Here is a 20,023-nt window from a genome sequence, read left to right on the forward strand (position 1 = left end):
CGCGCAAGTGGCGCGCGCGCTTCGCTCGACCGGACACGGGCACGCCGGCCGGCGTCACCCGGAGTCGCGGGCCCGACGCGGTCGCCGGGAGCGAAGCGGGAGGCCGGCCTCGATGAGTGCGCGGCGAAGGGGTTCGCCGCGCCAGGCCTCCAACCAGTCCCACCGTACGCATCGCCAGCCGGTGGCCGACCGGACCTCGTCCTCCCGGCGCTTCTCCTCGCGAACGATGTCGGCCGGCGATCGGCGGTCGGCACCAGCGCCGAGGTACTTGCCCGCACCGTCCGCCTCGCCCCAGATGCCCTGCTCGGGCCACGCGAGATCGAGGTACGCGAGCCGGCCGCTGCGAGGCCGAAGCACCTCGAACTGCAGCACCGGCTCGGGGAACCCGAACTCGTCGACTCGCACGCGGCTGAGGGTCTCGAGCGGGGTCTCGGCGAGATCCGTAGCCCGATCGAGGACGGCGCCGACCTTCCGACTCGACGGGAATGGAAGCAGCTCTGCGAACCGCACCCGCAACTCGTCGATCGTGCAGCGCGAAAGCGCGCCCGTGCGCGACCGGTACAGCGCCGCATCGACCATCACGAGCGCCGTGAGCAGCGACTGCGACCGGGCGACCTCGATCAGCGTGTCGACGAGCGACGTCGTGGCGAATCCGTCGCCGGTGATCGATCGGGCGTCGACCTCAACCCGCACGAGCTCCCGCACCCCGTTGCGACAGCGGCCGGAGCCGCGCGGCGCGAGGACCGTCACCTCGCCGAACCGAGCGCCGACGCAGGGCAGGCCGCTCAGGACCGCCGCGGTCGCACCGGCGAACACGACACCGGGCCGCTGCACCGCGACCGCATGGGCGGCGAGGCGATGCCGGTCGATCGCATCGAGGCCTTCGAGCGCGGACGGTTCGGCGTACACGCCGCGACGGACCGGGACGAGCGCGCCCGCCGCACGGGCCGTGCGGAGCTGCTCGGTGAGCCCGAGCGATTCCGCCCTGGCGAACGAGACGAGTCCGTCGGGACCGCGTGGAAGGTCATCGAGCCGCATCCGGCCATCGTGCGTCGCGGGAACCGCTCATGCAGCGAGGCATCCGTCACCCGTGCACTCCCGGCGGGACCGGGCCGCCTGTGAAGGAGTGCTCCCGCGCCACTTCCGGGGCGCGCGCGCCACGCGGAGCGGCGCGCCGGCCCCGGAAGTGGCGCGGAGCGCGCGCCGCGCAGCGCAGGCGCGCAGCAGCCGGCGGACTACGCGTCGTCGCCCGCGAGCTGGGCTTCCTCGTCGGCGCGGATCGCCGACTCGACGATGGGGTCGAGCGCGCCGTTCATGACCTGGTCGAGGTTGTACGCCTTGTAGCCCGTGCGGTGGTCCGCGATGCGGTTCTCCGGGAAGTTGTACGTGCGAATGCGCTCGGAGCGGTCCATCGACCGGATCTGCGACTTGCGCGCGTCGGATGCGGCGGCGTCGAGCTCCTCCTGCTGGCGCGCGAGCAGGCGGGCGCGGAGCACGCGCATCGCCGCCTCGCGGTTCTGCAGCTGCGACTTCTCGTTCTGCATCGACACCACGATGCCGGTCGGCACGTGCGTGATGCGCACGGCCGAGTCGGTCGTGTTCACCGACTGCCCGCCGGGGCCGCTCGAGCGGTAGACGTCGATCTTGAGGTCGTTCTGGTTGATCTCGACCTCCTCCGGCTCGTCCACCTCGGGGAAGACGAGCACGCCCGTCGTCGAGGTGTGGATGCGCCCCTGCGTCTCGGTGACGGGCACGCGCTGCACGCGGTGCACGCCGCCCTCGTACTTGAGGTGCGCCCAGACGCCCTGCGACGGGTCGGTGGCGTTCGACTTGATCGCGACCTGGACGTTCTTGTACCCGCCGAGGTCGGACTCGTCGCGCTCGAGGAGCTCGGTCTTCCAGCCCTTCGACTGCGCGTACTGGATGTACATGCGCAGCAGGTCGGCCGCGAAGAGGGCGCTCTCCGCGCCGCCCTCGCCGCCCTTGATCTCCATGATCACGTCGCGGCCGTCGTCGGGGTCGCGCGGGATGAGCAGGCGCCGGAGCTTCTCCTGCGCCTCCGCGAGGCCCGCCTCGAGGTCGGGGACCTCGTCGGCGAACGCGTCGTCCTCCTTGGCGAGTTCCCGCGCCGCGGCGAGGTCCTCCCCCGCCTGCACCCACGACTCGTGGGCGTGCACGATCCGGCTCAGCTCGGCGTAGCGCCGGTTCACCTTCTTCGCGCGTGCGGCGTCGGCGTGGAGCGCAGGGTCGGCGAGCTCCTCCTGGAGCTCGCCGTGCTCCGCGATCAGGGCGTGGACGGTCTCGAACACGGCTCAGCGGTGGTCGGACTCGTGCCCGGCACCATGGCCGTTGCCGCCCACCGGGGCCGACTTCTGCATGAGCAGGAGGAACTCGGTGTTCGACTGGGTCTCGCGCAGGCGTCCGAGCACGGCCTCGAGGGCCTGCTGGGGCTCCAGGCCCGCGAGGGCGCGACGGAGCTTCCAGGTGATCTTCACCTCGTCGGGCGACAGCAGCATCTCCTCGCGGCGGGTCGACGACGCGTTCACGTCGACGGCCGGGAAGATCCGCTTGTCGGCGAGCTGGCGCGACAGGCGGAGCTCGCTGTTGCCGGTGCCCTTGAACTCCTCGAAGATCACCTCGTCCATCTTCGACCCGGTCTCGACGAGCGCGGTGGCGAGGATGGTCAGCGAGCCGCCGTTCTCGATGTTGCGCGCCGCGCCGAAGAAGCGCTTCGGCGGGTACAGCGCCGACGCGTCGACGCCGCCCGAGAGGATGCGGCCGGAGGCCGGCGCCGCGAGGTTGTAGGCGCGGCCGAGGCGGGTGATCGAGTCGAGCAGCACGACGACGTCGTGGCCGAGCTCGACGAGGCGCTTCGCACGCTCGATGGCGAGCTCGGCGACCGTCGTGTGGTCCTCGGCGGGACGGTCGAAGGTCGAGGCGATGACCTCGCCCTTCACCGTGCGCTGCATGTCGGTGACCTCCTCGGGGCGCTCGTCGACGAGCACGACCATGAGGTGGACCTCGGGGTTGTTGATCGAGATCGCGTTGGCGATCTGCTGCAGCACGATCGTCTTGCCGGCCTTGGGCGGCGCGACGATGAGGCCGCGCTGGCCCTTGCCGATCGGCGCGACGAGGTCGATGATGCGCTGCGTCAGCTTCGTCGGCTCGGTCTCGAGGCGGAGGCGGTCCTGCGGGTACAGCGGCGTGAGCTTCTGGAACTCGACGCGCGCGGCGGCCTCGTCGGGGGTCTGCCCGTTGATCGAGTCGATCTTGACGAGGGCGTTGTACTTCTGGCGGCTGTTCGCCTCGCCGTCGCGCGGCTGCTTGATCGAGCCCACGACCGCGTCGCCCTTGCGCAGGTGGTACTTCTTCACCTGACCGAGCGAGACGTACACGTCGCTCGGGCCCGGGAGGTAGCCGGTGGTGCGCACGAACGCGTAGTTGTCGAGGACGTCGAGGATGCCCGCGATCGGGATGAGCACGTCGTCGTCGAGGATCTCGGTGTCGACGTCGTCGCCGGCCACGCCGCCCTGGCCGCGGCGCTTGCGGTCGCGGTAGCGGCCGCGACGGCCCTCGCCGTCGCCCGGCTGCTGGCCGTCCTGGCCCTCGCGGGGCTGGCGGCCCTCGCCCTCGGCACGGTCGGCGTCGGCCTGGCGGCGGCCGCCGTCCTGCGCGGGCTTCTGCTGCGCGTCGCCGGTGGCGGCGGCGTTGGCTCCGCCGTTCTGGCCGGCGTTCTGCCCGCCGCCACCGCCGCCACGACGGCGACGACGGCCGGAGCGCTGCTCCTCGGCGGGAGCGCCCTCGGCGGACTGGCCGTTCTGGCGGGGCGCCTCGCCGGTCGCAGCGGCGAGCTCCTCGCGGACGGCCGCGCGGGCCGCCTCACGGGCGTCGTCGCTCGGCACGAGCGCGACGCCGGAGTCGCCGCCGTTCACGTGCTGGGCGGCGGCAGCGGCCGTGCTGGCGGTGGTCGCACGGCGCGGCTGGCGGCCACGGCGGGCGGGCGGTGCGGCGGCCTCGGTCGGAGCCGCGGCCTCGACCGGAGCGGATGCCTCGACCGGAGCGGATGCCTCGGCCGGAGCTTCGGCGGGCGCGGCGTCGGCCTCCTCGGCCGGGGCGGCGTCGGCCGGCGGCGCGTCGGCGGGGGCCGCAGGGGCCTCCTCGACGGCGGCCGGAGCGTCCGCCTCGGGCGCGGCGTCGGCGGCGGGCGCCTCCGCGGCCTGGGCGGCGGCGCCGTCCTGGTGGTCGGCGATGAGCTCGACGAGCTCGCCCTTGCGGCGCTTCGCGGCGCCGGTGATGCCGAGGGTGGCTGCGAGCTCGACGAGTTCGGCGACCTTCATGGCGCTGAGGCGGCCACGATCGATCGCGCCCTCGAGGTGTTCGGGTGCGTTGGTCACTGGGAAATGGTCCTTTCCCCTGGCTGCAGGGGGTGCCGGCCAGGAGAGCTGGTCGCCGGGCGGATCAGGGCGGAGCGCACGGAGGCGTCGACCTGCGCGAGGCGAGAGCAAAAACTGCTGGGAATCACACGATGCGGCTGCGGCGCATTCACTGTGCCGACTGCCGGGTGCGTGGTCAGTCTAACACCGAGCGAGGGGCGGATCGCCAATGCGACGCGCCCGACGGCGGGTCATCCGCCGTCTCGGGTCATCCCTCGACGTCGGTGACCGTCGCACCCTTGAAGTCCACCGCGAGCGGCAGCGCCTGCCACACGGTCTCGGCGGACTCCTCGGCGATGCGGACCGCGTCGGCCCGCTCGGCCGGGTCGCTCGCGAGCACGAGGATCGACGGCCCCGCGCCCGACACGACGGCCGGATGCCCCGCCGCGCGCAGCACCCGGATGAGCCGGTCGGTCTCGGGCATCGCCTGGGCCCGGTAGTGCTGGTGCAGCTTGTCCTCGGTCGCGGCGAGCAGGAGCTCCGGCGACTGGACGAGTGCGGCGACCAGCAGGGCCGAGCGCGAGACGTTGAAGACCGCGTCCTCGTGCGGGACCGACTCCGGCTGGAGCGACCGCGCGAGCGCCGTGGACATCTCGTGCTCGGGCACGAACACGAGTGGCGACACGCCGCGGTGCACGATGAGCTTCTTGTGCCGCGGGCCCTCGGGCGTGGTCCACGCGATCGTCAGGCCGCCGAAGAGCGCCGGCGCGACGTTGTCGGGGTGGCCCTCGAGCTCGGTCGCGAGCTCCAGCAGGTCGTCGGCGTCGAACTCCTCGATGCCCTCGAGCAGGCCCTTCGCCGCCATGATGCCGGCGACGATCGCGGCCCCCGACGACCCGAGGCCGCGGCCGTGCGGGATCGCGTTGCGCGCGACGAGGCGGATCGGCGGCAGCGCGAGGCCGCGACGAGCGAACGTGTGCGCGATCGCGCGGACGACGAGGTGCGACTCGTCGAGCGGCACCTCGCCCTCGCCGACGCCGTGCACGACGACCTCGAGCGCGCGGCCGGCGGGCAGCGCCTCGACCTCGACCTCGTCGTAGCGGGCGAGCGCGAGGCCGAGCGTGTCGAAGCCCGGGCCGAGGTTCGCGCTGGTCGCGGGGACCTTCACGAGCACGTGACGGCCCGCGAGGTCGGGCGCGGCGCGCTCCCCCACCGCGAGGTCCGCGGCCGGCGCGCTCACGGCAGCAGCCCGAGCACGCCGGCGATCTCGTCGGCGTCGACCGGCACGACCGTCGGCGTGACCTCGGTGCCGTCGGCACCGCGGAGCGCCCACTGCGGGTCCTTGAGGCCGTGGCCGGTCACCGTCAGCACGACGCGCGAGCCGGCGGGGATCCAGCCGGCCTCGGCGCGCTCGAGCAGGCCGGCGACCGAGATGGCGCTCGCGGGCTCGACGAAGATGCCGACCTCGGCCGAGAGGATGCGCTGGGCCTCGAGGATCTGCGCGTCCTCGATGGCGCCGAAGTACCCGTCGCTCTCGTCGCGCGCCTCGAGCGCGAGCGCCCACGACGCGGGGTTGCCGATGCGGATGGCGCTGGCGATCGTGTCGGGGTCCTTCACCGGCTCGCCGCGCACGAGCGGCGCGGAACCGGCGGCCTGGAAGCCGAACATCCGCGGCAGGCGGGTCGCGTTGCCGGTCGCGATGTCCTCGCGGTAGCCGCGCGTGTACGCCGTGTAGTTGCCGGCGTTGCCGACGGGGATGAAGTGGAAGTCCGGCGCGTCGCCGAGCACCTCGACGACCTCGAACGCCGCGGTCTTCTGGCCCTCGATGCGGTCGTTGTTCACCGAGTTCACGAGGTGGACCGGGTAGTTCGCGGCGAGGTCGCGGGCGATGTCGAGGCAGTCGTCGAAGTTGCCCTGCACCTGGATCAGCTGCGCGTTGTGGGCGACGGCCTGGCTGAGCTTGCCCATCGCGATCTTGCCCTCGGGCACGAGCACGGCCGCGCCGATGCCGGCGTGGGTGGCGTACGCGGCGGCGGAGGCCGAGGTGTTGCCGGTGGAGGCGCAGATGACGACCTTGGCGCCGTGCTCGACGGCCTTGGTCACGGCCATCGTCATGCCGCGGTCCTTGAACGAGCCCGTCGGGTTCATGCCCTCGAACTTCACCCACACGTCGGCGCCGGTGCGGCGGCTGAGCGCGGGGGCGGGCAGCAGCGGCGTGCCGCCCTCGCCGAGGGTGACGACCGGCGTCGCGTCGGTGACGTCGAGCCGGTCGGCGTACTCGCGGATGACCCCGCGCCACTGGCGAGATCCGGGCTTGGGGGTGGGCTGGTTCACTGGGCTCCTTCGACTCGGAGGACGGATGCGACGGAGGCCACGACTGGGCTCTCCGAGAGGGCGGCGACGGTGTCGGCGAGGGCGGCCTCGGTCGCCTCGTGCGTGCCGATGACCAGCGTAGCCCGACCGCTGGCGGCGCCCACGGTCTGCTGGAGCTGCTCGACCGAGACGCCGTGGTCGGCGAACACCTGCGCGATCGTCGCGAGCACACCCGGCTCGTCGGCGACCTCGAGGGTGATCGCGTACCTCGTGATGACCCGGCCGATCGGCAGGACGGGGAGGTCGGCGTGGGTGGACTCGCTCGTGCCCGGGCCGCCGATGACGTGGCGTCGGGCGATGGCGACCAGGTCGCCGAGCACGGCCGAGGCGGTCTGCACGCCGCCGGCTCCGGCGCCGTAGAACATGAGCGGGCCGGCGGCCGACGCCTCGACGAACACCGCGTTGTTGGCCCCGCGGACGGCGGCGAGCGGGTGCGTGCGCGGCACGAGAGCCGGGTACACGCGGGCCGACACGCCCTCCTCGCCGCTCTCGGGGTCGGCGAGCCGCTCGCAGATCGCGAGGAGCTTCACCACGTATCCGGCGGCCCGGGCCGACTCGACCTGCTCGGCGGTGACGCCGGTGATGCCCTCTCGGTGCACGGCCTCGAGGGGCACGCTGGTGTGGAAGGCGAGGCTCGCGAGGATCGCCGCCTTCTGCGCGGCGTCGTACCCGCCGATGTCGGCCGTCGGATCGGCCTCGGCGTAGCCGAGGTCGGTCGCGGTCGCGAGCGCGTCCTCGAGGCTGGCGCCGGTGGTGTCCATGCGGTCGAGGATGAAGTTCGTCGTGCCGTTCACGATGCCGAGGATGCGGTCGACGCGGTCGCCCGCGAGGCTCTCGCGCAGCGGTCGGATGATCGGGATGGCCCCCGCCACGGCCGCCTCGTACGAGAGCTGCGCGCCCACCTGCTCGGCGGCGGCGAACAGCTCGGGCCCGTGCGAGGCGAGGAGCGCCTTGTTGCCCGTGACGACGTCGGCGCCCGAGGCGATCGCGTGCAGCACGAGGCTGCGCGCGGGCTCGATGCCGCCGATCAGCTCGACCACGATGTCGGAGCCGACGATGAGCCCCTCGGCGTCGGTCGTGAACAGCTCGCGCGGCAGGTCGGCGTCGCGGCGGCCGTCGAGGTCGCGCACGGCGATGCCGGCGAGCTCGAGCGGCACGCCGATGCGGCCGGCGAGCTCGTCGCCGTGCTCCAGCAGCAGGCGCGCCACCTGCGAGCCCACCGAGCCGGCGCCCAGCAGCGCCACGCGGATGGGTCGGTACTCGATCATGCGGTCTCCCCTCGGACCGGTGCGGCGACGGCATCGGATGCCTCGAGCCCGAGGTCCCTGGCGAGCAGGTCGGCCTCGGTCTCGCCGCGGACGATCACCCGCGCGTCGCCGTCGCGCACGGCGACGACCGCCGGTCGCGGCGTGTGGTTGTAGTTGCTCGACAGCGACCAGCAGTAGGCGCCGGTCGCCGCGACGGCGAGCAGGTCGCCCGGGGCGACGTCGGCGGGCAGGTACTCCTGGTCGACGACGATGTCGCCCGACTCGCAGTGCCGGCCGGCGACGCGGACGAGCGCGGGCGGGGCATCCGACGTGCGCGAGGCGACGCGGGCCGAGTACGCGGCGCCGTAGAGCGCGGTGCGGGCGTTGTCGCTCATGCCGCCGTCGACGCTCACGTAGGTGCGCACGCCGCCGTCGATCGGCACGGGCTTCACGGTGCCGACCGTGTAGAGCGTGATGCCGGCCCGGCCGATGATCGCGCGGCCGAGCTCGAAGGCGAGCTTCGGCACGGGTACCCCGAGGGCGGCCGACGTCTCGGCGACGCGCTGCGCGATGCGCTCGGCGAGCTCGTCGATGGGGGCCGGGTCGTCGTCCTCCGTGTAGGCGATGCCGAGCCCGCCGCCGAGGTTCAGCTCGGGCAGCGGCGCGATGCGCGCGAGCTCCGCGTGCGCGGCGAGCAGGCGCTCGGCCGACTCCGCGAAGCCGGCGGCGTCGAAGATCTGCGATCCGATGTGGCAGTGCAGGCCGAGCAGGTCGAGCGAGGCGTACGAGCGGATGCGCGTGCCGAGCTCGACGGCGCGACCGAGCGGCACGCCGAACTTCTGGTCTTCGTGCGCGGTCGCGAGGAACTCGTGGGTGGACGCGTGGACGCCGCTGTTCACCCGGAGCCGCACGCGCTGCACGCGGCCGGCGTTCGCCGCGGCATCCGCGACCCGGGCGATCTCGGCCTCGCTGTCGAGGATGATCGTGCCGACGCCGGCGGCGACGGCCCGCTCGATCTCGTCGGCGGACTTGTTGTTGCCGTGGAAGCCGATGCGCGCGGGATCGGCGCCCGCGGCGAGCGCGACGGCGAGCTCGCCGCCGGTGCAGACGTCGATCGCGAGCCCGGCCTCGGTCATCCAGCGCACGACGGCGCCGGAGAGGAACGCCTTGCCGGCGTAATAGACCGTCACATCGGTGCCGACGGCCGCGGCGGCGCGGTCGAACGCGGCCTTCGCCTCGACGGCGCGGGCGCGCACGCCGGCCTCATCGACGACGTAGAGCGGGGTGCCGAAGCGCGCGGCGAGTGCGCTCGCGTCGGCGCCGCCGACGACGAGGCGCCCGTCGGCGTCGCGGTGCGCGCCCTGCGGCCAGACCGCCGCCGCGAGCGCGTTGGCGTCGGCCGGCGCGCGCCGGGTGACGGGATCGGGGACGGTGGATGCCACGGGAACCTCACGGGACTACAGGATCGAGGGGCACGCCTCGGCGAGCGAACCCGGATCGGTTCCTGAAGCCGTGCGAGACCGCAGAAGCGGACGCGTGGAGTCTATCGGGGCGCGACGGGCCGGCCGAATCGAGGCGTGCGGGTGCTCAGCACGAGCCGTGCCCGGCGAGGTGCTCGGCATCGGGCATCACGTCGTCGGCCGAGAGCCGCACCACGGCCTCCCCCGTCGACACCGCGATGCCGCTCACCTCGACGCCCGGCGGGAGGTGCTCGGCCGCGCAGACCCGCAGCGGCTCGCCGCCGAGCACGGCGTCGGACACGAGGCGGGTGATGTCGATGCCCCGGCCGCCCTGCCCGCCGACCTCGACGGCGACCGGGGTCAGCAGCACCATCGTGCCCGCCGCCTCCGGCTCGGCCGTCGCCGAGTAGGGGATCGAGAAGCCGAGCAGGTCGATCGTGTCGTCGTAGCCGACCGTGCCGTCGCCGAGGGTGAACCCGCCGACGATGTCGCTGCGGTGCACGAGGGCGTTCAGCGCGTCCTCGCTCAGCTCGATCGTGGCGTCGACGTGGCCGATGGGCCCGTCGAGGCGCACGGGCACGTCGGTCGCGACGATCTCGGCCGGCACCGGCACGCCGTCGACGGTGAGGTCGGGCGCCTCGACGCGCACCTCGGACGCGGTGCCGCCGATCGCCTGCGCGAGCACGGACCATCCACCGATCCGCACCGTCACGTCGCCCTCGACCCCGTCGGGCAGGCGCTGCTCGACCTGGTCGGCCGCGACCTGCTCGACGACGTTCCGCACGACGACGTCGGCGACGACGACGAGCGCGACGAGCACCGCGACGACGACGCCGGCGACGATCCAGCCGCGGCCGCGCCGCCGGGGCGGCTCGGGAGCATCCGCCCCCGTGTCGATCACCTCGGTGGTATCGGTCATCGGATCCCCCGTCGTCGACGTGTCAGTGGTCGGTCACATGCGCTCGGGCGCGGAGACGCCGAGCAAGCCCAGGCCGTTGCGGATGACCTGTCCGGTGGCGTCGTTCAACCAGAGGCGCGTGCGCTGCAGGTCGCCGACGGGCTCGTCGCCGAGCGGCAGCACGCGGCAGGTGTCGTACCAGCGGTGGAAGAGCCCGGCGAGCTCCTCGACGTAGCGCGCGATGCGGTGCGGCTCGCGCAGCTCGGCGGCCTGGGCCACCACGCGCGGGAACTCCTGGAGCGCGCCGAGCAGCGCCGACTCGCTCTCGTGCTCGAGCAGCTCGGGCGCGAACGTCGACCGGTCGACGCCGGCCGCGAGCGCGTTGCGCCCGACGGCGGCGGTGCGCGCGTGCGCGTACTGCACGTAGAAGACGGGGTTGTCGTTCGTGCGTCGCTTCAGCAGCTCGGGGTCGATCGACAGCGGCGAGTCGGCGGGGTAGCGCGCGAGCGTGTACCGCAGCGCGTCGGTGCCGAGGTCGGCCTGCAGGTCGTCGAGCTCGATGATGTTGCCGGCGCGCTTCGACAGCTTCGCCCCGTTCACCGAGACGAGCTGGCCGATGAGCACCTCGACGTCGCGCTCCGGGTCGTCGCCCGCGGCGCCCGCGAGCGCCTTCAGGCGGTGCACGTAGCCGTGGTGGTCGGCGCCGAGCAGGTAGATCTTGTGCTCGTAGCCGCGGTCGCCCTTGTCGAGGTAGTAGGCCGCGTCGGCCGCGAAGTAGGTGTAGATGCCGTTGCCGCGGCGGATGACCCGGTCCTTGTCGTCGCCGAAGTCGGTCGTCTTCACCCAGACGGCGTCGTCCTCGTCGTAGACGTGGCCCTGTGCGCGGAGCCGCTCGACGGCCGCGTCGATGGCGCTCACGCCGTCGTCGTCCTTCGCGTGCAGGCGGCGCTCGCTCGTCCACACGTCGAAGTGCACGTTGAAGCGCGCGAGCGAGGCCTCGATCTCGGCGAGCTGCAGCTCGTAGGCGATCTCGCGTGCGGTGTGCAGCGCCACGTCGTCGGCGAGGTCGAGCAGGTGCGGCTCGCGCGCGAGCACCTGGGCGGCGAGGTCGGCGATGTAGCTGCCCGGGTAGCCGCCCTCGGGGGTCGGCTCGCCCTTGGCGGCGGCGAGCACGGAGGCGCCGAACGTGTCCATCTGGTTGCCGGCGTCGTTGATGTAGTACTCGTTGGCCACCTCGGCACCGGCGGCGCGCAGCACGCGGCCGATGGCGTCGCCGAGGGCCGCCCAGCGGGTGTGGCCGATGTGCAGCGGCCCGGTGGGGTTGGCCGACACGAACTCGAGGTTGATGCGGCGGCCGACCTGGCTCTCGCCGCGGCCGTAGGCCTCGCCGGCGTCGACGATCGCCTTCGCCAGCGCGCCGGCGGCGGCGGCCTCGAGCCGGACGTTGATGAAGCCGGGGCCGGCGACCTCGGCGCTCGCCACGCCGTCGACCTCGGCGAGGCCCGCGGCGAGCTCGCCGGCGAGCTCGCGCGGGTTGGTGCCGAACTGCTTCGCGATGCGCAGCGAGATGCTCGAGGCCCAGTCGCCGTGCTCGCGGAGTTTGGGACGTTCGAGGGTGACCTGCTCGGGCGCGAGGTCGAGCACGACCTCCGTTCCCTCCGCACGACGTCGGTCCGCCGCGGCGGTCACGAGGTCGAACAGGGCACGCGAGAGATCGGCTGGAGTCACCCGCTGATCCTACCCGGCCGGGTTGATAGGGTTCCCCCATGCTCCGCTCCCGCCGCAGCCCCGTCCAGCGTCGAACGGGAGCGGCGTGGGCCGTCGGCCTGCTCGCCGCGATCGCCCTCACCGGCTGCACCGCAGGGGCACCGGCCGCCACCTCGTCCGCCGACCCGAGCGGTTCGGCATCGCCCCCGCCGGGCGCGTCCGCCTCGGCGTCGGCCACGCCCGCCCCGTCGGCGAGCGCCGAGCCGTCGCCGCCGTTCGACGTCGCCTGCGACGCGCTGCTCACGCCCGAGCAGGTGTACGCGTTCAACCCCAACTTCGGCGCGGCACCCGACTACGAGCCCGACGCGACGGCCGTCGTCGGGGTGGTCGACGCCGAGGGGACGGCGTGCGGATGGCTCAACCAGACGAGCGGCGAGGTCATCGAGGTCGCCGTGGCCACGCCCTCCGAGTCGGCGCTGACCGCGGCCGGCAACCAGGCCGCGTCGACGTCGAGCGCGGTGCCCACGTACGGCACGCCGCCCGACGTCGAGGGCTACTTCTCGCGCACGGGCACGACGGGCACGGCGCAGGTGTTCACCGGCCCGTACTGGGTGGTGCTGTCGTCGACGGAGTTCTTCGAGCCGGGCGACGCGGCGCAGCTCGCGGAGGCCGTGCTGGGCAACCTCCCGCCCGCCTGAGCGGTCGGGAGCCGCCCGACGAGGTGGTAGTGTGACTGGCTGTGCGCCTCCGTAGCTCAGGGGATAGAGCGCCGGTTTCCGGTACCGTAGGTCGGGGGTTCGAATCCCTCCGGGGGCACGTTCCAGAGGGCCGGATCCGCATCGCGGATCCGGCCCTCTCGTCATTCCCCGGCACCGATCCGACGGCCTCCCCCAACCGGATCGACCCCTCGTTCGTCTGAGAGGATGACGGCGGATCATCCGCCGCCCTGGAGGAGGACCGTGGCAGCTGCGTGGGACGCGATCGCGACCCGGCTCGTCGCCGAGCGGGGCGATGCGCTGGTGCGCTACGCGACGCTGCTGACCGGCAGCCCGGAGGACGGCGCCGACCTCGTGCAGGACGCGCTCGTCCGCACGTTCGGCCGGCCGCGGATGGCGCTCACCGTGCCGCGCGCGGAGGCGTACGTGCGGCGGGCCGTGCTCAACGCGGTCATCGACCGGTCGCGGCGGGAGCGGCGCTGGCGGGGCATCCGCCACCTCGTCGTCTCGCCCGACGCGGTCGAGGCGCCCGACGCCGCGATCGACGCGCGGCTCGACCTCGCGGCGCGCGTGCGCGCGCTGTCGCCCAGGCAGGCGGCCTGCGTGGTGCTGCGGTACCACGAGGACCTGCCGGTCGACCGCATCGCCGAGGTGCTGGGGATCAGCACCGGCGCCGTGAAGCGGTACCTGAGCGATGCGATGCGCGCCCTCTCCTCCGACCCCGACCGCGCCGGAGACGGCCGGACGACGACGGGAGGCCCCCATGTCCGCACCTGACCCGGAGCAGCTCGCCGACGGCCTGCGCCGCGCCGCCGACGCGGCCGAGCCCGGCGCGATCGACCTCGACGCCGTGCTCGCCCGGAGCCGCGCCGCCCGACGCGTGCGGCGGTCGGCCGTCGTCGGCGCGACGACGGCGGTGGCGGTGCTCGCGCTCGGCGGGGGCCTGGTGCTCGGCCTCCGCCCGTTCGCGCCCGCCTCGACGACGGCGGATGCCCCCGCGCCGGCGACGTCCGCGGAGGCGGGCGACGGTGCCGGGGAGATCGCCGGCGACGACGCGTCGGCACCCGGCGTGGCCCCGGAGGTCGAGCCCGAGGCCGACGACGTCGCGGTCGGCCGGCTGGGCGCCGCGGCCGCGTGCGGTCGGCCGGCGCCGGATGCCTCGGCTCCGGGCCCGCTCGGCCTGGCCGCCGAGGTCGTCGGGACGACGATCGCCGACGGCACCGCGACCACCGACGTCGTCGTCCGGAACACCGGCGACGAGCGCGTCGCGGGGCGCGTCGGCGCGGTGCAGGTCGCCGTCGTGGCCGACGGCGCCGTGGTCGAGGCGGGCACGGCCTCGGCGGGCGTGCCGATCGACCTCGGGCCCGGGGCATCCGTCGCCGTCGCCGTGCCCGCGGCAGCCCTCCGCTGCGAGGCCGCCGCGCTGCCGACCGACGGGCTCGCGGCCGTCGCGACGGTCGCGATCACGGTCGACGGAGGCGCCTCGACGGTGCTCGTGGTGTCGTCGCCGGGGCCCGTCGAGGTCGGCTGAACCGGGCGCTCCCCCGTGCCCTAGACTCGGCAGCAGCGGGTCTGGAACGGGGGAATGCGCAGGTGCTGAGGTCTCGAAGCCGGAGGGCCGTGCTGCTCGGTGCCGCCGCTGCCGCATCGCTCGGCGCCCTGCTCTCGGCCGCCGCGCCGGCCCTCGCGGAGGCGCCCGTCGACTTCGGCTCCTCGCCCATCGTCGACCTCGTCGGGGCCCTCGGCGATCGCACCGACGAGGTCGAGCAGGCCATCGACGAGGCCGCCGACCGGAGCGGTCGCCAGCTGTTCGTCGCGTACGTGTCGGAGTTCAGCGACCCCGAGCAGGCGCAGCCGTGGGCCGACGACACCGCCATCGCGAACGGCATGGGCGACGAGGACTACCTGCTGGCGGTCGCGATCGACGGGCGCACGTGGTCGCTCTCGGTCGCCGACCAGGCCTCGCTCTCCGAGGCCGACGAGGCGCGGCTCGAGCAGGACATCGAACGGCACCTCCGCGACGAGGACTGGGCCGGGGCGGCGATCGCGGCCGCCGAGGGCCTCGGCGGGGGCGGCGGCTCCGACGGCTGGGGGTTCATCTGGATCCTCGTCGCCGGCGCGGTCGTCGTCATCGTCGTGGTCCTCATCGCGGCCCGACGCAAGCGCCGGGCCGCCGGCGGCGGCGGACCGGACGGCGGCCCCGGCGGTGCGCCCGCCGCGCCGCCCGTACCCGTCGAGGAGCTCCGCCGACAGGCCGGCAGCGCGCTCGTCGCCGTCGACGACGCGATCCGCACCAGCGAGGACGAGCTCGGCTTCGCCGTCGCGTCGTACGGGGAGGAGGCGACCGCGCCGTTCCGCACCGCGCTCGACACCGCCAGGACGAAGGTGGCCGAGGCGTTCACGCTGCAGCAGCGCCTCGACGACGCCGAGCCCGACACCGACGACCAGCGCCGCGAATGGTACGGCGCGATCATCCGCCTCGCCGCCGAGGCCGACGCGGCCCTCGACGCCGAGACCGAGCGGTTCGACCAGCTCCGCGACCTCGAGCAGCGGGCGCCGGCCGAGCTCGAGCGCGTGCGCGGGCTCGCGGCGGAGGCGCAGGCCGCGCTCCCAGCCGTCGGGCAGCGCCTCGAGGCGCTCCGGGGCACGTACGCCGAGACCGCCCTCGCCTCCGTCGCCGACAACGCCGCCCAGGCCGAAGCCCGCGTCGGCTTCGCGACCCAGGCGATCGCGCAGGCGCAGGAGGCCCTCGCGGCCGGCGTCACCGCGCAGGCCGCCGTCGCCATCCGCGGCGCCGAGGAGGCCGTCGACCAGGCCGAGCTGCTCCGCACCGCGGTCGAGACGCTCGCGACCGACCTCGCCGCCGCCGACCGCGCCCTCGCCGACGGCGTCGCCGACCTCGAGGCCGACGTGACCACCGCCCGCGCGCTCGATCCCACGGCGCTCGCGCCCATCGCCGACGCCACGGCCGCCGAGGCCGCCGCGCTCCGCGCCGGGCTCGAGGCGCCGGGTCGCCGTCCGGGCGAGCTCAAGGAACGACTCGATCGCGCGAACCGGGCCATCGACCAGGCGATCGGCACGACCCGCGACGCCGCCGAACGTGCGGCGCGCGCGGCCGCCGAGCTCGACCGCACGCTCCTCGGCGCCCGCGCCCAGGTGCAGGCCGCCGAGTCGTACCTCACCGCCCGCCGCGGCGCCGTCGGCGCGGAGTCGCGCACCCGGCTCGCCGAGGCCGCCCGTCGCCTCGCGCTCGCGGAGCAGGCCAGGGCGGTCGATCCCGCGTCCGCGCTCGCATCGGCCCAGCAGGCGGATCAGCTCGCGGCCGAGGCGATGCGCCTCGCCCAGCAGGACGTCGGCGGCTTCGGCGATGCGTACGGCGGGGGCGGCTCCTCCGGCGGGTTCGGCGGCGGCTTCGGCCTCCCCGCCTCGGGCGGCGGCCGCGGCGGCGGCGACCTGTTCGGCGCCGTGCTCGGCGGCATCCTGATCGACCAGGTGCTCGGCGGCGGCGGCTCGCGCGGTGGGGGCGGGTTCGGCGGCGGCTTCGGCGGCGGCGGGAGCTCCCGCGGCGGCGGCTTCGGCGGCGGCAGCGGCCGCCGGTCCACCGGCAGCTTCGGCGGCAGCAGCTCCCGCGGGCGTCGCGGCGGAGGCGGCCGGTTCTGAGCAACGACCCGGATGCGACGCATCCGGCTTGACCACTGAGGGAAAAAGGAGAATCACCATGGTGAAGCAGTCCATCTTCGGCCGGATCTCGCAGCTCGTCCGCGCGAACATCAACGCGCTGCTCGACGAGGCCGAGGATCCGCAGAAGATGATCGACCAGATGGTGCGCGACTACACGAACTCCATCGCCGACGCCGAGGCCGCCATCGCCGAGACGATCGGCAACCTGCGCCTCCTCGAGGACGACCACCGCGAGGACGTCGACGCCGCAGCCGAGTGGGGCCGCAAGGCGCTCGCCGCGAGTCGCAAGGCCGACGAGCTGCGCACCTCGGGCGACGCCGTCGACGCCGACAAGTTCGACAACCTCGCGAAGGTCGCGCTCAGCCGCCAGATCAGCTCGGAGAACGAGGCCAAGGCCGCCGAGCCGCAGATCGCCGCGCAGACCGAGGTCGTCGACAAGCTCAAGGCCGGCCTGAACGGCATGAAGGAGAAGCTCGTCCAGCTGCAGAACAAGCGGAACGAGCTCGTCGCCCGGGCGAAGACGGCCGCCGCGCAGCAGCAGGTGCACGACGCCGTCAAGTCGATCGACATCCTCGACCCGACGAGCGAGCTCGGCCGCTTCGAGCAGAAGATCCGCCGCGAGGAGGCGCTCGCCCGCGGCCAGGCGGAGCTGGCGGCGTCGAGCCTCGATGCGCAGTTCAACGAGCTCGACGACCTCGGCGAGCTGACCGAGGTCGACGCCCGACTCGCCGCGCTCAAGGCCGGCGGCTCGCAGCCGGCGATCGGCGGCTGAGTTCCGGATGCCGGCCCGCTTCGTCGTCGTCCCCGTGTGGCAGGGCGCGGACTCCGCGCGAGCGATGAGCCATGCCGACGGGGCATCCGCCATCCAGGGCGACCTGCCGTCGTCGGCGACCGTCGTGGTCGACGTGCCGATGGAGGCCGGCGAGTCGCTCGACACCGGCGTGCGCCGGTACAGCGCCCTGCGCCGCGTGCGGGAACGCACCGAGCAGGCGCTGGCCGGGGTGACCGGCCTCGCGATCACGATCGGCGGCGACTGCGCGGCCGCCCTCCCGGCGATCGCGCACGCCGCCCGCTCGGGCGACGGGCCGCTCGGACTGCTGTGGCTCGACGCGCATCCCGACCTCCACACGCCCGAGACCTCGCCGTCGGGGAACTTCGGCGGCATGGTGCTGCGGGCGGTCCTGGGCGAGGGCGCCGAGGGGCTGGCCCTCGCGGGCGACGAGCGGGTCGCACCGGGACGGGTCGTCCTCGGCGGTGCGCGGGCCGTCGACGAGGAGGAGGCGCGGTTCGTCGAGGAGCACGGCATCGCGCTGCTCACCCCCGGCGACCTCGCCGACCCGTCGACGGTCGTGGCGGCGCTCGAGGCGACCGGCGCCGAGCGCGTGTTCGTCCACGTCGACCTCGACGTGCTCGACCCGTCGGCGCTCGCGGGGCTGTCGTACCCGCTGCCGTTCGGGGTGGACACGCCGGAGCTCGTGGCCCTGCTGCGTGCCGTGGTCGCCCGATTCCCGATCGCCGGCGCGGCGATCGCGGGCTTCGCGCCGAGCTCGCCGGAGGCCGCCACCGACGACCTGCCGGCGATCCTGCGGATCGTCGGCGCGATCAGCGCGGCCGGCGCGAGGGCCGCGGCGCCCGACGAGGAGGCAGTGGATGGATCGTGAGGTCGACGTCGTCGTGATCGGCGCCGGACCGGTGGGCGAGAACGTCGCCGACCGCGCCCGGGCCGCCGGCCTCGAGGTGCTGGTGGTCGAGCGGGAGCTCGTCGGCGGCGAGTGCTCGTACTGGGCGTGCGTGCCCTCGAAGACGCTGCTGCGCTCCGCCGCCGCGGTCCGCGCCGCCCGGCGCGTGCCCGGCGCTTCGGAGGCGGTGACGGGCGCGCTCGACGTCGAGGCGGTGCTCCGCCGGCGCAACGCCTTCGTCTCCGACTGGAGCGACGCCGGCGGCGAGGAGTGGCTCCGGAGCGTCGGCATCGGGCTCGAGCGCGGCCACGGCCGGCTCGCCGGCGAGCGCCGCGTCGAGGTCGACCGGGCGGACGGCACGACGGTCGCCGTGACCGCCCGGCACGCCGTGGTCGTCGCCACGGGCAGCGACCCCGCCGTGCCGCCGATCGACGGGCTCGTCGAGGCCCGCCCGTGGTTCAGCCGGGAGGCGACCTCGGCCCAGCAGGTGCCCCGGCGGCTCGCGATCATCGGCGGCGGCGTGGTCGCCGTCGAGATGGCGACCGCGTACGCGGGACTCGGCGCCGAGGTCACCGTGCTCGTGCGGCACGGGCTGCTCGACCGCATGGAGCCGTTCGCGGGCGACCTCGTGCTCGCGGGCCTGCGCGAGCTCGGGGCATCCGTGCGCCTCGGGGTCTCCGCCACGCGCGTGAGCCGGAACGACGCCGGCGAGGTGGTCGTGGAGCTCGACGCCGGCGACCCGGTGGTCGCCGACGAGGTGCTCGTCGCGACCGGCCGCCGCCCGCGCACGACCGACCTCGGGCTCGAGACGGTCGGGCTCGAGCCCGGCGGCTGGCTGTCGGTCGACGACACGCTGGTCGTGACGGATGCCCCGGGCCGGACCCCGTGGCTCTACGGCGTCGGCGACGTGGCGCACCGGGCCCTGCTCACCCACCAGGGCAAGTACCAGGCGCGTGCCGCGGGCGACGTCATCGCCGCCCGCGCGCTCGGCCGCACGGTCGACGACGGCCCGTGGGGCGCGCACGTCGCGACGGCCGACCACCGCGCCGTCCCCGACGTCGTCTTCGGCGAGCCCGAGGTCGCCGCCGTGGGGCGCACCGCGGCCGAGGCCGAGGAGGCGGGCCTGCGGGTGCGCACGGTCGACGTCGGGCTCGACGCGGTGAGCGGCACGGGGATCCACTCCGACGGGCCGGCCGGTGCGGCCCGGCTCGTGGTCGACCTCGACCGGGGCACGGTCGTCGGGGCCACGTTCGTGGGCCAGGACGTCGCCGAGCTCCTGCACGCGGCGACCATCGCGGTGGTCGGCGAGGTGCCGATGGACCGGCTGTGGCACGCGGTGCCGGCGTTCCCGACCGTCAGCGAGATCTGGCTGCGGCTGCTGGAGGCGTACGGGCGTCCCGAGGTCGCCTCGTGACGGAGCCCTCCCCGGCTGCCGCGGCCGGCGGGCCGGCCTCGGGCCGCCCCGCGGGGTTCCCCGCGCAGCGGGCGTCCCGGGTCATCCGGATCCGCCTGCTCGACTCGCCCATCAGCCGTGTCGGGTTCTGGTGGGCGACGGCGGTGGGGTTCTGCTGGGGCTTCCTGTGGAGCACCGGCCGGGTGGAAGTGCGCCACGGGCTGCTCGTGTTCCGCGGCATGCCGAAGTGGACGTTCGGCCGCGGCGGCTCGTGCGTGGGCGCCTGCTACCTGACCGCAGGCAACGACGGCGAGCGGGTGCTCGGCCACGAGGCGGTGCACAAGCGCCAGTGGCAGCGGTACGGGTTCCTGTTCCCGCTGCTCTACTTCATCGCCGGCCGCGACCCGCTGCGCAACCGCTTCGAGATCGAGGCCGGCCTGCACGCCGGCGGATACGTGAAGGCGGACGGCACCCCGTGGGGTGCCGCCCGCCCGAA

The 20,023-nt window shown here is 74.7% G+C and carries 16 protein-coding genes, 1 tRNA gene and 1 pseudogene; 9 read left to right on the forward strand and 9 right to left on the reverse strand.

The features are described from left to right. Nucleotides 1-54 precede the first annotated feature (54 nt). The 9 genes from ACGGZK_RS16160 to ACGGZK_RS16200 all read right to left on the reverse strand — a co-directional run bounded on the left by ACGGZK_RS16160 (nt 55) and on the right by ACGGZK_RS16200 (nt 12,079). Complete coding sequence (locus ACGGZK_RS16160) at nt 55-1,038, reverse strand: hypothetical protein (protein WP_395243643.1); 984 nt, start codon at nt 1,036-1,038, stop codon at nt 55-57. A 197-nt stretch (nt 1,039-1,235) separates the two neighbouring features. Beyond that, nucleotides 1,236-2,309: a peptide chain release factor 1 gene (gene prfA, locus ACGGZK_RS16165; RefSeq protein ID WP_395243644.1), complete on the reverse strand. Its 1,074-nt coding sequence runs from the start codon at nt 2,307-2,309 to the stop codon at nt 1,236-1,238. A gap of 3 nt (nt 2,310-2,312) precedes the next feature. After that, nucleotides 2,313-4,394: a transcription termination factor Rho gene (gene rho / locus ACGGZK_RS16170; RefSeq protein WP_395243645.1), complete on the reverse strand. Its 2,082-nt coding sequence runs from the start codon at nt 4,392-4,394 to the stop codon at nt 2,313-2,315. A gap of 247 nt (nt 4,395-4,641) precedes the next feature. Then, nucleotides 4,642-5,613, reverse strand: coding sequence for a homoserine kinase (gene thrB, locus ACGGZK_RS16175; RefSeq protein ID WP_395243646.1), 972 nt, complete (start codon nt 5,611-5,613; stop codon nt 4,642-4,644). Beyond that, the gene (gene thrC / locus ACGGZK_RS16180; RefSeq protein WP_395243647.1) at nt 5,610-6,707 is read right to left on the reverse strand and encodes a threonine synthase; all 1,098 of its coding nucleotides are present in this window, start codon (nt 6,705-6,707) and stop codon (nt 5,610-5,612) included. Before thrC ends, thrB begins: the two co-directional genes overlap by 4 nt. Continuing rightward, entirely contained in the window at nt 6,704-8,014 is a 1,311-nt protein-coding gene (locus ACGGZK_RS16185; protein WP_395243648.1) for a homoserine dehydrogenase, read from the reverse strand. Before ACGGZK_RS16185 ends, thrC begins: the two co-directional genes overlap by 4 nt. Beyond that, nucleotides 8,011-9,435, reverse strand: coding sequence for a diaminopimelate decarboxylase (gene lysA, locus ACGGZK_RS16190; RefSeq protein WP_395243649.1), 1,425 nt, complete (start codon nt 9,433-9,435; stop codon nt 8,011-8,013). The genes ACGGZK_RS16185 and lysA overlap by 4 nt, the downstream gene beginning before the upstream one ends. A gap of 145 nt (nt 9,436-9,580) precedes the next feature. Further along, nucleotides 9,581-10,372, reverse strand: a complete 792-nt coding sequence (locus ACGGZK_RS16195) for a DUF2993 domain-containing protein (RefSeq protein WP_395243650.1) — start codon at nt 10,370-10,372, stop codon at nt 9,581-9,583. A 33-nt stretch (nt 10,373-10,405) separates the two neighbouring features. After that, entirely contained in the window at nt 10,406-12,079 is a 1,674-nt protein-coding gene (locus tag ACGGZK_RS16200; RefSeq protein ID WP_395243651.1) for an arginine--tRNA ligase, read from the reverse strand. A gap of 38 nt (nt 12,080-12,117) precedes the next feature. Here ACGGZK_RS16200 and ACGGZK_RS16205 point away from each other — a divergent pair, with 38 nt between their 5' ends. From ACGGZK_RS16205 to ACGGZK_RS16245, 9 genes and pseudogenes are all read left to right on the forward strand, one after another. Continuing rightward, on the forward strand, nt 12,118-12,756 hold the full coding sequence (locus ACGGZK_RS16205; RefSeq protein ID WP_395243652.1) for an iron ABC transporter ATP-binding protein: 639 nt from the start codon (nt 12,118-12,120) through the stop codon (nt 12,754-12,756). A 45-nt stretch (nt 12,757-12,801) separates the two neighbouring features. Next, nucleotides 12,802-12,874, forward strand: a tRNA-Arg gene (locus ACGGZK_RS16210). Between the two features lie 143 nt (nt 12,875-13,017). Then, a complete protein-coding gene (locus ACGGZK_RS16215) occupies nt 13,018-13,551 on the forward strand; it encodes a sigma-70 family RNA polymerase sigma factor (protein ID WP_395243653.1) in 534 nt (177 codons plus the stop codon). Continuing rightward, nucleotides 13,538-14,305 carry a hypothetical protein gene (locus tag ACGGZK_RS16220; protein ID WP_395243654.1) on the forward strand — a complete coding sequence of 256 codons (768 nt, stop codon included), beginning with the start codon at nt 13,538-13,540 and terminating at the stop codon, nt 14,303-14,305. The genes ACGGZK_RS16215 and ACGGZK_RS16220 overlap by 14 nt, the downstream gene beginning before the upstream one ends. 89 nt (nt 14,306-14,394) lie before the next feature. Next, entirely contained in the window at nt 14,395-16,434 is a 2,040-nt protein-coding gene (locus ACGGZK_RS16225; RefSeq protein WP_395243655.1) for a TPM domain-containing protein, read from the forward strand. Between the two features lie 58 nt (nt 16,435-16,492). Next, nucleotides 16,493-17,227 carry a PspA/IM30 family protein gene (locus ACGGZK_RS16230; protein ID WP_395243656.1) on the forward strand — a complete coding sequence of 245 codons (735 nt, stop codon included), beginning with the start codon at nt 16,493-16,495 and terminating at the stop codon, nt 17,225-17,227. A 64-nt stretch (nt 17,228-17,291) separates the two neighbouring features. Continuing rightward, complete coding sequence (locus tag ACGGZK_RS16235; RefSeq protein WP_395243657.1) at nt 17,292-18,116, forward strand: arginase family protein; 825 nt, start codon at nt 17,292-17,294, stop codon at nt 18,114-18,116. Next, nucleotides 18,106-19,548, forward strand: coding sequence for a dihydrolipoyl dehydrogenase family protein (locus ACGGZK_RS16240; protein WP_395243658.1), 1,443 nt, complete (start codon nt 18,106-18,108; stop codon nt 19,546-19,548). Before ACGGZK_RS16235 ends, ACGGZK_RS16240 begins: the two co-directional genes overlap by 11 nt. Before the next feature lie 83 nt (nt 19,549-19,631). Continuing rightward, nucleotides 19,632-19,982, forward strand: a pseudogene (locus ACGGZK_RS16245) (Fe-S oxidoreductase); the annotation flags it as partial. Nucleotides 19,983-20,023: the final 41 nt, after the last annotated feature.

Source organism: Agromyces sp. MMS24-K17 (assembly GCF_043950245.1).
GTDB lineage: Bacteria > Actinomycetota > Actinomycetes > Actinomycetales > Microbacteriaceae > Agromyces.